The organism is Lachnoanaerobaculum sp. (genome assembly GCF_057250505.1).
On record NZ_DBHIEQ010000002.1, the window covers coordinates 105,559 to 120,532 of the forward strand.

General features: G+C 39.2%; 14 protein-coding genes. 1 reads left to right on the forward strand and 13 read right to left on the reverse strand.

Going from position 1 to position 14,974, the window contains the following annotated elements:
• From ftsZ to ACO6FI_RS01760, 13 genes are all read right to left on the reverse strand, one after another.
• Window positions 1-1,226 (reverse strand): cell division protein FtsZ (ftsZ, locus tag ACO6FI_RS01700; protein ID WP_485455832.1); only part of this gene is annotated, 1,226 nt, incomplete at its 3' end.
• A gap of 107 nt (window positions 1,227-1,333) precedes the next feature.
• Window positions 1,334-2,032: a cell division protein FtsQ/DivIB gene (locus ACO6FI_RS01705; protein ID WP_485455833.1), complete on the reverse strand. Its 699-nt coding sequence runs from the start codon at window positions 2,030-2,032 to the stop codon at window positions 1,334-1,336.
• Window positions 2,033-2,036: 4 nt separating this feature from the next.
• Entirely contained in the window at window positions 2,037-3,326 is a 1,290-nt protein-coding gene (locus tag ACO6FI_RS01710) for an FtsW/RodA/SpoVE family cell cycle protein (protein ID WP_485455834.1), read from the reverse strand.
• A 1-nt stretch (window position 3,327) separates the two neighbouring features.
• Window positions 3,328-4,674 (reverse strand): UDP-N-acetylmuramoyl-L-alanine--D-glutamate ligase, encoded by a 1,347-nt coding sequence (gene murD / locus ACO6FI_RS01715; protein ID WP_485455835.1) that lies wholly within the window; start codon window positions 4,672-4,674, stop codon window positions 3,328-3,330.
• 8 nt (window positions 4,675-4,682) lie between these two features.
• Window positions 4,683-5,651, reverse strand: coding sequence for a phospho-N-acetylmuramoyl-pentapeptide-transferase (gene mraY, locus ACO6FI_RS01720; RefSeq protein ID WP_485455836.1), 969 nt, complete (start codon window positions 5,649-5,651; stop codon window positions 4,683-4,685).
• A gap of 16 nt (window positions 5,652-5,667) precedes the next feature.
• Window positions 5,668-7,689 (reverse strand): peptidoglycan D,D-transpeptidase FtsI family protein, encoded by a 2,022-nt coding sequence (locus ACO6FI_RS01725; protein ID WP_485455837.1) that lies wholly within the window; start codon window positions 7,687-7,689, stop codon window positions 5,668-5,670.
• Entirely contained in the window at window positions 7,658-8,143 is a 486-nt protein-coding gene (locus ACO6FI_RS01730; protein ID WP_485455838.1) for a cell division protein FtsL, read from the reverse strand. The genes ACO6FI_RS01725 and ACO6FI_RS01730 overlap by 32 nt, the downstream gene beginning before the upstream one ends.
• Window positions 8,144-9,079, reverse strand: coding sequence for a 16S rRNA (cytosine(1402)-N(4))-methyltransferase RsmH (gene rsmH / locus ACO6FI_RS01735; protein WP_485455839.1), 936 nt, complete (start codon window positions 9,077-9,079; stop codon window positions 8,144-8,146).
• Between the two features lie 149 nt (window positions 9,080-9,228).
• Window positions 9,229-9,516, reverse strand: a complete 288-nt coding sequence (locus tag ACO6FI_RS01740; protein WP_124951276.1) for a DUF6637 family protein — start codon at window positions 9,514-9,516, stop codon at window positions 9,229-9,231.
• Entirely contained in the window at window positions 9,506-10,453 is a 948-nt protein-coding gene (gene argF / locus ACO6FI_RS01745; protein WP_298053527.1) for an ornithine carbamoyltransferase, read from the reverse strand. The genes ACO6FI_RS01740 and argF overlap by 11 nt, the downstream gene beginning before the upstream one ends.
• 69 nt (window positions 10,454-10,522) lie before the next feature.
• Window positions 10,523-11,305, reverse strand: coding sequence for a TrmH family RNA methyltransferase (locus tag ACO6FI_RS01750; RefSeq protein ID WP_485455840.1), 783 nt, complete (start codon window positions 11,303-11,305; stop codon window positions 10,523-10,525).
• Window positions 11,302-13,215 carry an NAD(+) synthase gene (locus ACO6FI_RS01755; protein WP_485455841.1) on the reverse strand — a complete coding sequence of 638 codons (1,914 nt, stop codon included), beginning with the start codon at window positions 13,213-13,215 and terminating at the stop codon, window positions 11,302-11,304. The genes ACO6FI_RS01750 and ACO6FI_RS01755 overlap by 4 nt, the downstream gene beginning before the upstream one ends.
• On the reverse strand, window positions 13,212-13,760 hold the full coding sequence (locus ACO6FI_RS01760; RefSeq protein ID WP_485455842.1) for an HD domain-containing protein: 549 nt from the start codon (window positions 13,758-13,760) through the stop codon (window positions 13,212-13,214). The genes ACO6FI_RS01755 and ACO6FI_RS01760 overlap by 4 nt, the downstream gene beginning before the upstream one ends.
• Before the next feature lie 114 nt (window positions 13,761-13,874).
• Here ACO6FI_RS01760 and ACO6FI_RS01765 point away from each other — a divergent pair, with 114 nt between their 5' ends.
• Window positions 13,875-14,654, forward strand: a complete 780-nt coding sequence (locus ACO6FI_RS01765) for a hypothetical protein (RefSeq protein ID WP_485455843.1) — start codon at window positions 13,875-13,877, stop codon at window positions 14,652-14,654.
• The last annotated feature ends 320 nt before the right edge of the window (window positions 14,655-14,974 follow it).

A 14,974-nucleotide genomic window follows, 5' to 3' on the forward strand; every position in this document is an offset into this window, starting at 1 on the left:
ATAGGCTGATTGTTCATAGGCTGAGATATATTCTCTCCCTGATATGAGCCGTAGTTTCCGGTATAGCCGCCATAGCTTGTCTCGGAGTAATTGCCCTCACCGAAGCTTTGTATATTGCTTGGAGGATAGTCGCTCTTTGGCTGTTCCATCTTAGGCTGTGGCTGTAGTGGAGCCGTATTCAAATTCTGTGAAAAAGACTCACTTCTCTTAGGTATAGTGTTTTGATGCTTTATATTCACATCTCTGACAAGCTCTCCCACAGGAGTGTCGTTGACAGCTGCAGTAACACCTGTAGCGATAACTGTAATCTTTACACTGTCAGGCTCCGTATCATTACATGAAGCACCGAAGATAATATTGGCCTCTTCACTTACAAGCTCACGTACATAGTCTGTTGCCTCATATGCCTCAATAAGGCTGATATCACCTGATACCGAAATAAGCACATGAGTGGCATTGTCGATACTTGTCTCAAGAAGCGGTGACGAAACTGCCGCCTTAACAGCATCCAGCGCCTTGTTGTCACCTGTTCCGTAACCTATACCGATATGTGCAAGACCCTTGCCTGTCATTACGGTCTGAACATCCGCAAAGTCAAGGTTGATAATAGCTGTCTCACTGATAAGATCGGTTATACCTTGAACACTCTGTTGCAACACCTCATCAGCCTTTTTTAAAGCGTCAGGCATAGTAGTCTTTCTGTCCACTATCTGAAGCAATTTCTCATTAGGTATTACAATCAAAGTATCCACATACTGCTTCAGATTCTCAATACCTGCAAGCGCATTCTTCATTCTCTGTCTGCCCTCAAACGGGAAAGGCTTTGTAACTACTCCTACTGTAAGTATACCAAGGTCCTTTGAAGCTCTTGCAATAACAGGTGATGCACCTGTTCCGGTACCGCCACCCATACCGCAGGTAACAAATACCATATCTGCATTCTTAAGCTTATTTGTGATATCTTCTATATTCTCTTCCGCTGCTTTTTCACCTACCTCAGGCTTAGCACCTGCACCAAGGCCCTTTGTAAGCTTCTCTCCTATCTGGATAATAGTTCCAGCTTTACAGTTAACAAGGGCCTGCTTATCGGTATTGACACCGATGAAGTCTACACCCTCCACATTTTCATCAATCATTCTGTTTACGGCATTATTTCCCGCACCTCCGACACCTACTACGATGATCTTCGCTGCATTCTCATTTACCGGCTTATTTATTTCTAACACAGATATTTTTCCTCCTGTACACCTACACTTAAGCAAACTCTCATCTAATAATAAAGGTTTTTGATATAAATATCAACTTATTTTTCTTTAAAGTGCAATGTAATAATTTATCTTTTTTTAAATGTATATGTAGTATTATCCTTTATAGGATTGTAATTATCCAGATATAGCGTACCTGATAAATCCTTTATCTTCTCCCATATATCTCTAAGTTCACCAACTTTTCCGTTAAGTTCACTTGAATCCCCTAAATAAACTTCAATATTACCGATATAAAGCGTAATATTGTTGTCTGATGATATCGTAATTCTGTCGACATTTATCCCATATCCCACCAAGACCTGTGTGATATCAAGCATCTCTTTAAATACATTCTCATTTGATATAGGGAGCTTCTCATATAGCACAATCCTGCCGAAATCCAGTCCGTCTATAACAGGTATCCCTTCCAAAAGAGTGTTTGAACTTTCCACCACAATACCGTCCTTATCAAAATACATATATGAACTCATATACTTTACACAGCCGACCACACTCTTTTCATAAACAATGATGTCCGCACTGTGCAAACCGGTTACATATATATCAATACCCTGTATAAAAGGTATATTGTAATCTTTTTTGAACTTACTTCTGAAAACGTTATAAAGCGTTACTTTTGAAAATTCATTCGGAAATATCATTTTTTTCATCTCTTCATCGCTGTATCTGGTATTTCCTCCAAAATTGAACTTATCTATCTTTACCGAATAGACACCCAAAAATATAAAGGCAATAACGGCTAAAACAATATATAATCTTTTCATATCATTATTCCATCTTTATAGTTCTTGCCACACTGTAAACCAAACCGATTTCAGCCAACAATACCGATATAGAACTGCCTCCATAGCTTATAAACGGAAGAGATACCCCGGTATTTGGCATAACACCGGTAACTACCGCTATATTGAGTATTACCTGTAGAGACAAATGTATTACCACGCCTATAACTATGTAGCGCCCTTCCAAATCTTTTACAGAAAACGCTATCAATAACATTCTTCTTATAATAAAGGCAAATACGGCGAGTATCATAAGTACACCTACAAGCCCGAACTCTTCCACTATTATTGAAAATATCATATCGTTTTGTGCCTCAGGTATAAAGAACTTTTGCATTCCCTGCCCCAGACCTTTTCCGAATATTCCGCCCGAACCTACAGCATAGAGTCCCTGCACTACCTGATATCCGCCGTCTCTGCTGAACTTTTCAGGCTCGGCCCATACAAGCAGTCTCATAATACGGTAGTTTCTGAATCCCCATGAATATAAAAGCTTTACAATGGATTTTGCACTTGCCAAAATCGCGGCAAAAGCTATAGTACCGCCTACAAACAGTCTTTTATTTGAAGTACCGATAAAGCTCATACCTAAAGCTATCAAAAAAATAATTATTGATGTACTTAAGTTCGCTACAAGTACCAGTACTACCGGGATAATAACCCATAAAAGCAGCCGCCACAATCTTTTTTCGGTAACTTTCCTGTCAGCGGAATAAAGCTCATCTTTATATTTTACCAAATAATAAGTAATAAATAAAATAAGCGTAACCTTAACAAACTCCGAAGGCTGAAATCTTATCGGACCTACAACAATCCACCTCCTCGAACCGTTAACACTCTTTCCTATAGCAAGCACTACCGCAGATAAAAAAACACTTCCGCCATACCAAATATACGCCCTTTTTACCCACACTTTATAAGGAATAAACATCAATATTCCAAATACAACAAAACCGAACAGCGTATATTTGATCTGATTTTTTACAAAGTATGCAGAGTCCTTAAACTTTATTCCTGCAGTATATGAGCTTGCCGAATAAATCATTATTACTCCGAAAATCAGCAAAAAGATAATCATAAACAGCATAGTGTAGTCACAGTAGATTCTGCCTGTTTTTTTCTTCTCTTCTTTAGGCTTTGTCTTATTTTTTTCTTCTTTAGGCTTTGAAGGCTTAGGTCTTTCAACCTTAATACCCTTTTTTTTTGCCTTATTTATGAGTTCTTTTTTTTCCTGTTCGGTCTTTTGAGGCTTCTTAGTCTTTATATCATCAGCCATATTATCCTAAATCCCTGACACAGTCCTTAAATATATGTCCGCGTTCCTCATAATTTTTGAACATTCCCCAGCTGGCACAGGCCGGTGACAAAAGGACATACTCTCCCGCTTTTGCTTCACTTGCACACAAACTTACCGCTTCCTGCATGCTCTCCACCTTTGCTATATTTGTAAATCCGTGCTTTTTTGCACAATCCGCAATCTTATCGGCGGTGGCTCCCATCAATACAAGTTTCTTTACCTTTGTACCGAAGCTCTCTATCCACTCGTCATACTCCGAGCCCTTGTCATATCCGCCGCCTATAATATATGTAGCGGCAGGCATGGCAAGCACCGCCTGTATTGCGGCATCCGGATTGGTACCCTTGGAGTCGTTATAGTATTTTACTCCTTTTACTTCCTTTACAAACTCTATTCTATGCTCAACCGCCTTGAAGTTATAACAGGTGTTAACAATGATATCCATAGGCACACCGTAAGCATAGGAAATAGCCATAGCTGCCATTACATTTTCATGATTATGTCTGCCGAGTATATTCAGTTTGCCCGTATCAAGAAGTTTGGTAACAACACCTTCCTTGTTTTGTACAACAAACCCGTCCTCAAGATAAAATCCTTCACCAAGTTTTTCTTTACTTGAGAAAAATATAACCTTAGCCTTTGCTCTCTTTGCAAACTCTCTAAGTGCCTCATCCTCATAGTTGAGTATACAAAAATCATTCTCATCCTGATTTTTTTCTATATCCTCTTTTACCCTTATATAGTTCTCCATAGTATGATGTCTGTTCAAGTGGTCCGGAGTTATATTAAGTATTGCCGATATATTAGGTTTAAAGTCTATTATTGTCTCAAGCTGAAATGATGAGGTCTCAAGTACGGTAACCGTATTTTCATTTGTCTTATCCGCAATATCTGTATAAGGTATACCTATATTTCCTACAGTGAATGCACTTTCCTTAAAGTTTGACATTATCTCGCCTACAAGTGATGTTGTGGTGGTCTTACCGTTGGTTCCTGTAATGGCTATCAAATCTCCCTTTGAATATTTATATCCAAGTTCCACCTCACTCCATATAGGAATATTGCATGATTTTAATGTCTTTACAAAGTCAACCTCAAGGTCGATTCCCGGACTGATTACACAGTATTTCATATCCTTTGCATCTGACTCGTTCAAATCTCCAAGAACAATCTTTATTCTGTCGTGATACTTCTTATCAAACTTATCTAAAATCGCATTTTTATCAAGCTCCTTATTGCTGTCAAAGAGCATCACATCTTCACCGTTTTTTAAAAGTAAGTTTGCGGCAGATACTCCGCTCTTTCCTAATCCTGCAACTCCTATCATATTGCCTCCTAAATAAACAGATATACTAAAATGCCAAGTATTACGGTAACTATACTAAAAACCGTCACAGTTCTTGTTTCAGACCATCCACACAGTTCAAAGTGGTGATGTATAGGTGCCATCTTAAAAAATCTCTTTCCCTTTGTCGCCTTAAAATACCCGACCTGAATGATAACGGATATTACCTCAATCATATATATAAAGCCTATAACCGCTATAAAAACAGGAATTCTGCACATAAGCGCATATGATGCCACAAATCCTCCAAGTGCCAAAGATCCCGTATCTCCCATAAATACCTTGGCAGGATATGCATTAAATATCAAAAATCCCATAAGGCTTCCTATCACTGCACCTGTAACAGGTGTAACGCTAAAGCCCGCCCTAAGCCCAATCAGCATAAAAAATATTGCAACGATAATTGTAACCGATGAACAAAGTCCGTCAAGTCCGTCTGTAAAGTTCACGCCGTTGTCTGTACCGAGTATTACAAACAGTGCAAAAGGGATCCATATAATGCCGAGTTTTAATACTACACCTGTATCAAATGAACCTGTAAACGGTATAAGTACACCGTAGTCAAACCCATACGCCTTGAACAGATATACTATAAAAACAACACTGACTATCAACTGAAGTATAAACTTCTGAGATGACTTCAAGCCTTCGGACTGCTTTTTCTTTATTTTCAGCATATCATCTAAAAAACCTATTATACCATATGATATGATAAATAAGAATACAACGGTAACTTCTTTGTACCTCGGTATCAAAAAGAGACTTGCCGCAAGTATTCCTATCATAAATGTTATGCCGCCCATAGTAGGCGTTCCGGTCTTTTTTAAATGTGCCTGCGGTCCGTCATCTCTTACCATCTGCCCGAACTTCAGTCTGTGCAAAATCGGTATAAAAAACGGACATACTGCTGCAGTAACAAAAAAGCTTATAAGTAACGCAATCAATGTATCTTTTAACATAATTTCTCCAACCCTTTTATTCTCCCTCTCCGGCAGGTGCTCCCGGCAAATCGTTCTTTCCGTCATTCGGTATCACCTCTTCGGTAGAGTAACTTTTTGACTCGGCAGGTGTATTGGAATCTGTAATTCCTTCCGCTGAAGGGAAAGAACTCACATCTATATTCTCATCCACATTTGAATATATGTTCATATATGGCAATACCTCCGTCATAATCTTTGAGAACAGTGAACTTGCATAAGCGGATCTGGCCTGATCTCCCAAATGCGGAGTATCTATAAGTACATAGCATACCACCTCGGGGCTCTGTGCAGGAACACTTCCTATAAATGAAACCAGATAATTTCCGTTTCCTCTCGGATATTTCTCCGCCGTGCCTGTCTTACCGCCTACATCATAACCTGCTACAGCCGCAGCACTACCTGTACCCTCCGCTACCGTTCTTCTGAGTGCTTCATTGATAAATGCCGTAGTGTGTGCCGAAACGGTCTCTCTTACAAGTTCCGGCTCAATATTTTTTATTACGGAACCGTTAGGGTTTAAAATCTGCTTTACAACATGAGGCGTATAATATGCACCTCCGTTTACTACAGACGAGTACGCCGCCGCAACCTGTACCATTGTAACATTGTAGTTTTGTCCGAATGAGTTTGTTGCAAGGTCTGTAGCTCCGGCATTATCCGCCGTATGCACAAGTCCGCTTGTATCCGCCTCTCCCGGTAAATCTATAGCTGTCTTTGACCCGAATCCGAATACTTTTTGATATTTGTAGAAGTTTTGTCCGCCCTCAGCCCTTGATATATCCATCATCGCAACATTACAAGACTCCATAAGAGCCTCCGTCACATTGATTTCACCATGACCGTTTCTGTTGGCGCATCTTATCTTCCATCCGCCTATCTCTTCAAATCCGCGACAATTATAAGTCTCATTTCCGTTTATGGCACCATCTTCCATAGCGGAAGCCACGGTGAATACCTTTGACGGTGAACCCGGCTCATAGGTATCACTGACAGCGTAGTTTCTCCAGATATTGTTCAGTGCATCCACCTTTGCCTTGTCATCCATACCTGCCTGTTGCTCCGCCGTATAGTAGTTGTTCAAATCCCTCGGATTATTCAGATCGAAGGCTCTGCTTGTCGCCATAGCAAGTATCTCACCGTTGTTGGGATTCATCACTATAGCCGCCGTCATATTTGAACCTACCGAGCTTTGCCATTCACTGATATGCTTTTCCACTATCTTTTGAATATTCAAATCAATTGTGGAAACCACCTTGTTTCCGTCTGTAGGGTTTTTGATAACTCTCTCAAGAGACGACTCATCGTTTAGGTAGCCGTACTCTCTGCCGGCTATACCTACAAGCTCATCATTGTATGACTGCTCTATTCCGGTATATCCGTCTCCGTCATTTCCTGCAAATCCGAGTACATTACATGCCGTAGAACCGTAAGGATACTGCCTTTGGTAGCTCTCTTCAAACCATATGCCGCCTATTTTTTCGTCCTTCTTATTATCCTTGTACCACTTATCGTACTCTTTTTTCTTTTCTTCAAAGGCTTCCTTCTGATCATATGTGATATTTTGTTTATACTTTACATATGAACTGTCCGACTTGTCGGCAATAACACCTCTGATTTCTTCTTCACTGTATCCGAATACATCCTTTAATATACCCACAGAAGCGTTAAGGTACTTATCCTGCTCGGTATTTATAAGCTTCGGGTCTAAAATTATATTGTAGACCTTTTCACTTGTCGCAATATAAGTTCCGTTTCTGTCCAGTATATCTCCTCTTCTATAAGGTAAATCTCTGGAATCATACCTTTGCTGTGATAATATCTTTTGATTGTATTCCACTTCCTTTTTCCTCTGCAAAAACAGTATGTTAAAAAACAATGCAGCGAAAGCTATACCAATCATAATCAGGATGATGATAAGCCTTCCCTGCAGAATATCTAAAGGATTGGAAGTATTTCCATTCTTATTTTTTTTGTTTGTCCCGTTTTTATCTTGGGATTTCATCGAATTGTCTGACATATTCATTTTCCGTTTTTTCGTATGTTATAACCTGATTTTTCTTGGCATAAACCATACCAAGCTTATTCATAGCCACATCCTTTATATGATCCAAATCCAAATAAGTTGCTATCATATTTTCAGCCGAGTCATTCTCATCTTTTAACTTTTCAAGATTTGCCTCGTTTTTCTGCGCTTCCTTTATAGTGGAAGTAAGGCGTGACTGTACTGAAATATAGTTTGCACAAAGCGCCAATACGACTACCATAGCTGCAGACAGCACAACAAGATAAGGTAAATTCATAGAAAGTACCTTTTCTCTGTTTTTCCTTACTTTTTTGCTTGGTGACTCTTCTTCCCATGTCTGCGGATATGCACTTTCAAGCTTTCTTACAACATTGCCCTCAGTGTAGTACTCTGTTTGTACACCGGTTCTTCTTATTCCTTGCTTTTTTCTTTTATTAGTTTCTTTCATTTAGACTCCCTTTTCAAATACCCTAAGTTTAGCACTTTTTGCTCTGGAGTTTTCTTCCAACTCCTTTTCACTCGGCAAAACAGCCTTTCTTGTAATCACCCTTCCCTTTGACTTGTTCCCGCATACACATACGGGAAAATTCTTCGGACAGATACATGGAGACTCCGCCTTTTTAAATGCCTGTTTCACTATCCTGTCTTCAAGAGAATGAAATGTGATAACGGACAACCTGCCTCCGGGGTTTAACAGTTCAATCATTACATTCAGTGAATCCTTCAAAACCTCAAGCTCTTTGTTAAGTTCAATCCTTATAGCCTGAAATGTTCTCTTTGCAGGATGCCCGCCTGTAACTTGTATCTTCATCGGAATTGCCGACTTTATAATGTCCACCAATTCAAATGTTGTCTCTATTCTTTTTTTGTTTCTGTAGGCTACGATATGCTTTGCAATGTTCTTTGCAAACCTGTCCTCACCGTAGTCTCTGATGACGTGAAAAAGCTCGCTCTCCGAATAGTCATTGACAATATCTGACGCTTTCAACTCGTTTCTGTCATCCATCCTCATATCAAGTGGTGCATCAAATCTGTAGGTAAAACCTCTCTCTGCAGCATCCAGCTGATATGATGAAACTCCCAAGTCGACATATATACCGTCAACCTTTTCGATACCTTCTCTTTTCAATATATTTTCAATATTGACGTAGTTATCTCTTACTATTATAACCCTATTTCGGTAATCAATCAATCTCTGTGTTGCAGCTTTTATAGCATCCGCATCTTGATCTATACCTATAAGTTTGCCGCCCTCAAGTCTTTTTACGACCTCCAGGGCATGACCTCCTCCTCCCAGAGTACCGTCCACATAGTAACCGTCAGGTTTGATATTCAAAGATTCTATCACCTCATCCAACAGCACCGACTTGTGACTAAAAACCATAAAAAATCCCATCCTATATACAAACGAATAGAACCTGTGAAATATCGGCTCTATAACAACTAAGATATTAGAACAGTCTGCAAAAAAAATCAAGTTTTTATATTCTTAAGATTAAAAATACCCGGAAACTTCATTCCGGGCATTTTAACTTACAGGTTCAAAAATCCGATTGTAGACATCAAAAGCATAAATAAAAACAGCGCAAACATTACCGTTGCTCTTATAAAACCATACTTGTGGTGTTCTTCATTCTTAAAGTACTTTATTGAATCCAGTAAACAGTTTATTGAAAATAATAAAAATATCAGCGGGAAAAATATTGCATATTTTGTCGGTGCCAAAAAAGCAAATACAACCATCACAATAATGGCAATCGCCAGTATGATATGCAAAACATCCCTGATTAAAAGAAAACCCTGTCGTCTTCTACTTGTCATCTTCCCTACCTAATGTAGCCACCATCACCGCCTTAATAGTGTGCATGCGGTTTTCCGCCTCGTCAAACACTACTGATTTGTCACTTTCAAAAACATCTTCAGTGACTTCATAGCCCTTTACTGCAGGCAGGCAGTGCATAAATATTGTGCTGTCCTTTCCTGTTTTATCCATAAGCTCCTTATTGACCTGATAAGGCCTTAAAAGCTCTATTCTCTCCTTTGCCTTGTCCTCTTCACCCATAGAAGCCCATACATCGGTATATATCACATCGGCGCCTTTAACCGCATTCAAATCATCACTTATATTAAGCTTTGCTCCCGATTCGTTTGCATATCCCTTACAAAGATTCACAAGCTCGGCGCTTGGATGCAAGCTCTTCGGTGCCAAAATCGTCATATTCACGCCAAGCTTTGTCATTCCTATCATAAGTGAGTTTGCCATATTGTTTCTGCCGTCGCCCACATATACAAAGTTCAGTCCTTCAAGCTTTCCGAAATACTCTCTCATTGTAAGTAAATCCGCAAGTATTTGTGTAGGGTGATATTCGTCCGTCAGACCGTTCCATACAGGCACACCTGCATACTTTGCAAGCTCTTCAACTGTGGAATGCTTAAACCCCCTGAACTCTATACCGTCAAACATCCTGCCCAGAACTCTTGCGGTATCCGCCACACTTTCCTTATGCCCGAGCTGTATATCGTCCTTTCCCAGATACTCAGGGAATCCGCCCTCATCTCTTGCACCTACAACAAACGCACATCTTGTTCTGGTTGAAGGCTTCTCAAAAAGCAAAGCTATATTTTTACCCTTCAGTCTGTCGCCGGTGATACCCTTTTTCTTATCCACCTTAAGCTTCATCGCCAAATCCAGCAGATACTCTATCTCTTCTCTTGTATAATCTTTCAATGTGAGAAAATTTCTTCCAAATAAATTCATATAAATACCTCTCTTAAACTGTAATTTCTATTATTATACGCTTATATGTATAAATATGCAATATTTAAATTATAATCTTCTCTGCCTCACAGCCTCATACATAAGGATACTTCCGGCCACCGCGGCATTCAGTGATTCAACCTCACCGAGCATAGGGATTTTTATCTTTTTATCCGTTATATCAAGTATCTTTTTTGATATTCCCGCCGCTTCATTTCCTATTATAAAGGCGGTATCTTTTTTATAATCAGGCCTGTCATATTCTATGGCGCCTTCAAGGCTGCTTGCGTATACTGCAATACCTTTTGAATTAAGCTTACCTATAACTTCCTTCAAATCCTTTACATATATAAAGGGCACTCTGAATATTGAGCCCATTGTAGAGCGTATCACCTTAGGATTGTAAATATCCACAGTATTTTCACTCATAATAATGCCGCTTATTCCGGCACCTTCTCCGGCTCTGACCAAAGTCCCCAGATTGCCGGGGTCTTGTAAGCCGTCAAGTATCAACAAACTAAACGGTCTTCCAGCATTTTTTAGTATACTCTCAAGTGTATACTCTTTTCTTTTTGCAACCGCCAAAACACCCTGCGGTGTCTTTGTATCGGATATTGAGTCAAATACTCTGTCACTTACAGTCTCATACTCCGGAAAAATATTTTTCAGTAAGCTTTTATTTTCATTTTCAAAGCTTTCGCTGACAAAAACCTCGAGTATCTCTTCAGCTTTCAGTTCGCTAAACATCCTGATTCCTTCTATAATGTAGGCATTCTTTTTCTTTCCGGCACCGCTTTTTTTGACCATTGCCACAAGCTCTTTTATCTTTTTGTTGGATGTGGAAGTAATCATTTTATATTCTCCAAATCCTGCTCCCAAAGGTATCTGCTTGCATCGCTAGGCATCCTTAAGTCGCCTCTCGGAGATACGGCTATACTTCCAACCTTAGGTCCGTCAGGCAGAGTTGACCTCTTAAACTGTTGTGCAAAGAATCTCTTATAAAACACCTTAAGCCACTTAAGTACGGTCGCGTCCTCATACTCTTTATCAAATGCCGCTTTTGCCATTCTGTATATCTTTGACGGCATAAATCCGAATCTTAATACATTGTATAAAAAGAAATCATGCAGCTCATAAGGTCCCACCAAATCCTCGGTCTTTTGTGCTATCTCACCGTTTTCAGGCGGCAAAAGCTCAGGGGATACAGGTGTATCCAAAATATCATATAAGATATCTGCAATCTTTTTATTGCTTAGAGTATCGGCATAGTAATTTACCAGATGCCTTACCAATGTCTTCGGTATGGAAGCGTTCACGCCGTACATCGACATATGGTCGCCGTTATATGTAGCCCAACCAAGTACCAGTTCAGACAGATCTCCGGTTCCTACCACAAGTCCGTTATCCCTGTTTGCAATATCCATCAAAATCTGAGTTCTCTCTCTTGCCTGTGCATTCTCATATGTGACATCCTTCACGTTTATATCATGCTTTATATCAATAAAATGCCTCTTTATAGACTCTACAATGGAAATCTCTTCAAGGCTTGCACCAAGACTCTTTGTAAGTTCACAGGCATTATTATATGTCCTGTCCGTAGTTCCGAAGCCCGGCATCGTCACAGCCTTTATTCCGCTCTTATCAAGTCCCAACATCTCAAATGTCTTTACACATACCAAAAGCGCCAAAGTGGAGTCAAGACCTCCCGAAATACCCAGTACCACATTTTTTATACCTGTGTGAACCAATCTCTTCTTCAGTCCCAGTGCCTGTATCGTAAGTATTTCCTCACATCTTTCACTCCTCTTTGTAGGATCGTCCGGTACAAAAGGCTTAGGGTCAAATCTTCTTTTAAGTTCAAGTTCTTCTATATCAAGTTCAAACTCGGCCTTAAAATACCCCTCATCATCACAGGTCTTAAAAGTGGTCTGCTTTCTTCTCTCCAAATTCAGTCTGTTTACATCTATCTCAATTCTTACAGCCTCATTTTTGAATCTGTTGCTTTCCGCCAATATCTTACCGTTTTCGGCAATAATGCCCTGACCTCCGAATACAAGATCCTGTGTGGACTCGCCCTCGCCGGCATTGGCATAGATATAGCTGCATATAAGTTTCTTTGACTGATTGCTTATAAGCATATCTCTGTAAGCTTTCTTACCTACTATATCGTTTGATGCCGAAGCGTTTATAATAACATTTGCACCTGCAAGCGCATGAAATACACTTGGAGGATTGGCTACCCAAAGATCCTCACAGATTTCACCTGCGATTGTAAGCCCCTGAAAGTTGGTACATTCAAAGAGTATATTTGCTCCCATAGGTACCACATTGTCAAAGAAATCCACCCATACAGGCTCCTCAAAACCTCTGTTAAAGTATCTCTCCTCATAGAACTCGCCGTAGTTCGGCAAATTCAGCTTGTTTATAAAACCTAAAAGTACTCCGTCGGATATTGCCGCAACAACATTGTAAAGCTTTCCCTTAAAATCAAGCGGCAGTCCGATAAATACAACCGACTTATGACCTGATGTAAACTCTACAATCTCTTTTAAAGCTTTCTTTGCTTCACTGATAAGTATATCTTGAAAAAATAAGTCATTGCAGGTATAGCCTGTAAGGCAAAGCTCGGGAAACACTATGATTTTACTTTTTTGTTCCCATTCTTTTTCAATCGCCTTTTTTATATTTTCCTTATTATATGCTACATCACATACTCTGATATCGGGTGTTACACTTGCAACTCTTACAAAACCGTCTCTCATATCTTCTCTTTCACATCTCCAAATACAAAATTACAGAGTTTCTCATACTCCTTATAAAACCCGCAGTCCTTCAACTCTTTTATAGAATCCAGTATGCCGAAATAGTACATCCCCTGCTTTACCTTGTCCTTTTCATTGAACTTTAATAAAAATTCGTCTCCGAAAGCCAAGAAATCTCTGGCGGAGGCTCTCATATTTGACAGTTTATCTCCCAAGGTTATCATTTTGACCTCAATACATTCTTTTTTCAAATGCTCCAATGTATGTGTCTTTCTCTCAATCCATGACTTTGACTTATCTTCCGATTCCTTACTTACAAGAGCTGCCACTCTTTTGCCGAAATTCTCTCTAATATCTTCAACAGTCACAGACGTATCCTCCACGGTATCATGAAGCAGAGCCGCACATCTTACATCTATGTCATCGGTCATCAGTGATACTATCGAACATACCTCAAGAGGGTGTGTGATATAAGGTATTTCAGTTCCTTTTCTAAACTGGCCTTCATGTGCCTTTGTAGCAAATTTCACCGCTTTTTCTATCATAACAACTCCTTTATTTTCTTATATTACTATTATGCAAATTTTAACTTGAAGTTTTATTTTAAGTCTGCTATTCTAGTCAAAGATTGCTTGTACAAGTGAAAGTGAGGATTATCTATGGCAGATGAAACCAATGTAAATGAAAAACCTAAAAAAAGGAGGTTTTCAAAACTCAAGTATATAATAGCATTTATATTCGTAAATGTAATCATATTTTTTGCAGTTACATCACAGCCTAAGTTTGAAGTTTCTGTAGAGGCGGTGGAGAACTCAAAAACTGTTGATATCAAGGTGGTACAAAAAAGCTTTTTCCCTTTAAAAAGTTTCACTATGACGCTTGACAATGAGCCTCTCTCCTTTACAAAAAACGGAAATACATATGAGGCTACAGCTACAAAAAACGGTACTTTGGAAGTGGTTGCAACCAATCTTAATACTATGTCACAGACTATATATGAAAAGATTGACAAGATAGACTCGACCGCTCCGACCATATTTGCACAGCTTGTAAAAAAGGGTGAACTGAATATAACCTTTGAGGACACACATTCCGATATCGACTATGACAATATATATGCGATAGACAGCAATGACAAGAAAATATTGCCTACAAAGCTTGATAAGGACGAAGGCAGAGCCACTTTTGATTTTGACACCTACGGTATAAAGGCATATGTTTCAGATACTGCCGGAAATCAAGGTGCTGTAGACTTTAACAACAGTGAAATCAATCAGACCAAGCTTATTTCCGCCGAGGGAACCGAAGTAAACGATATTCCGGCTGATGAGAGACAAAACAATGAGAATGATATCTCTGATGAGACTACCTTTGACGTGGGTAACCTGAATGAAAAACCGCCAAAGAAAAATGATGATTATCTGTATGAGAAGCACTAAATTTTCGTTTTCTCCACATAAACAGTAAATAAATAGAGTCGGCCATTATTTGACCGGCTCTTATTTTTTATACATATAAATCAAAAAGTTTTAGGATCCTCATACATCCAAGTCTCATTCCATGGTACCTTCGCATATAACTTATCTTAAACATTAATGCTGATGCTCCCATTATTTTAATCTACTCCCTAAATTATTTTTTAGTATTTACTCTTATCATATGTATCCGGATTTTTGTAAATCCATCCTGCATCAGGCTCAGGCATATTATATATTGCGTCAATATTATGTTTCCTGAATGTATAACCGTTATCAACATA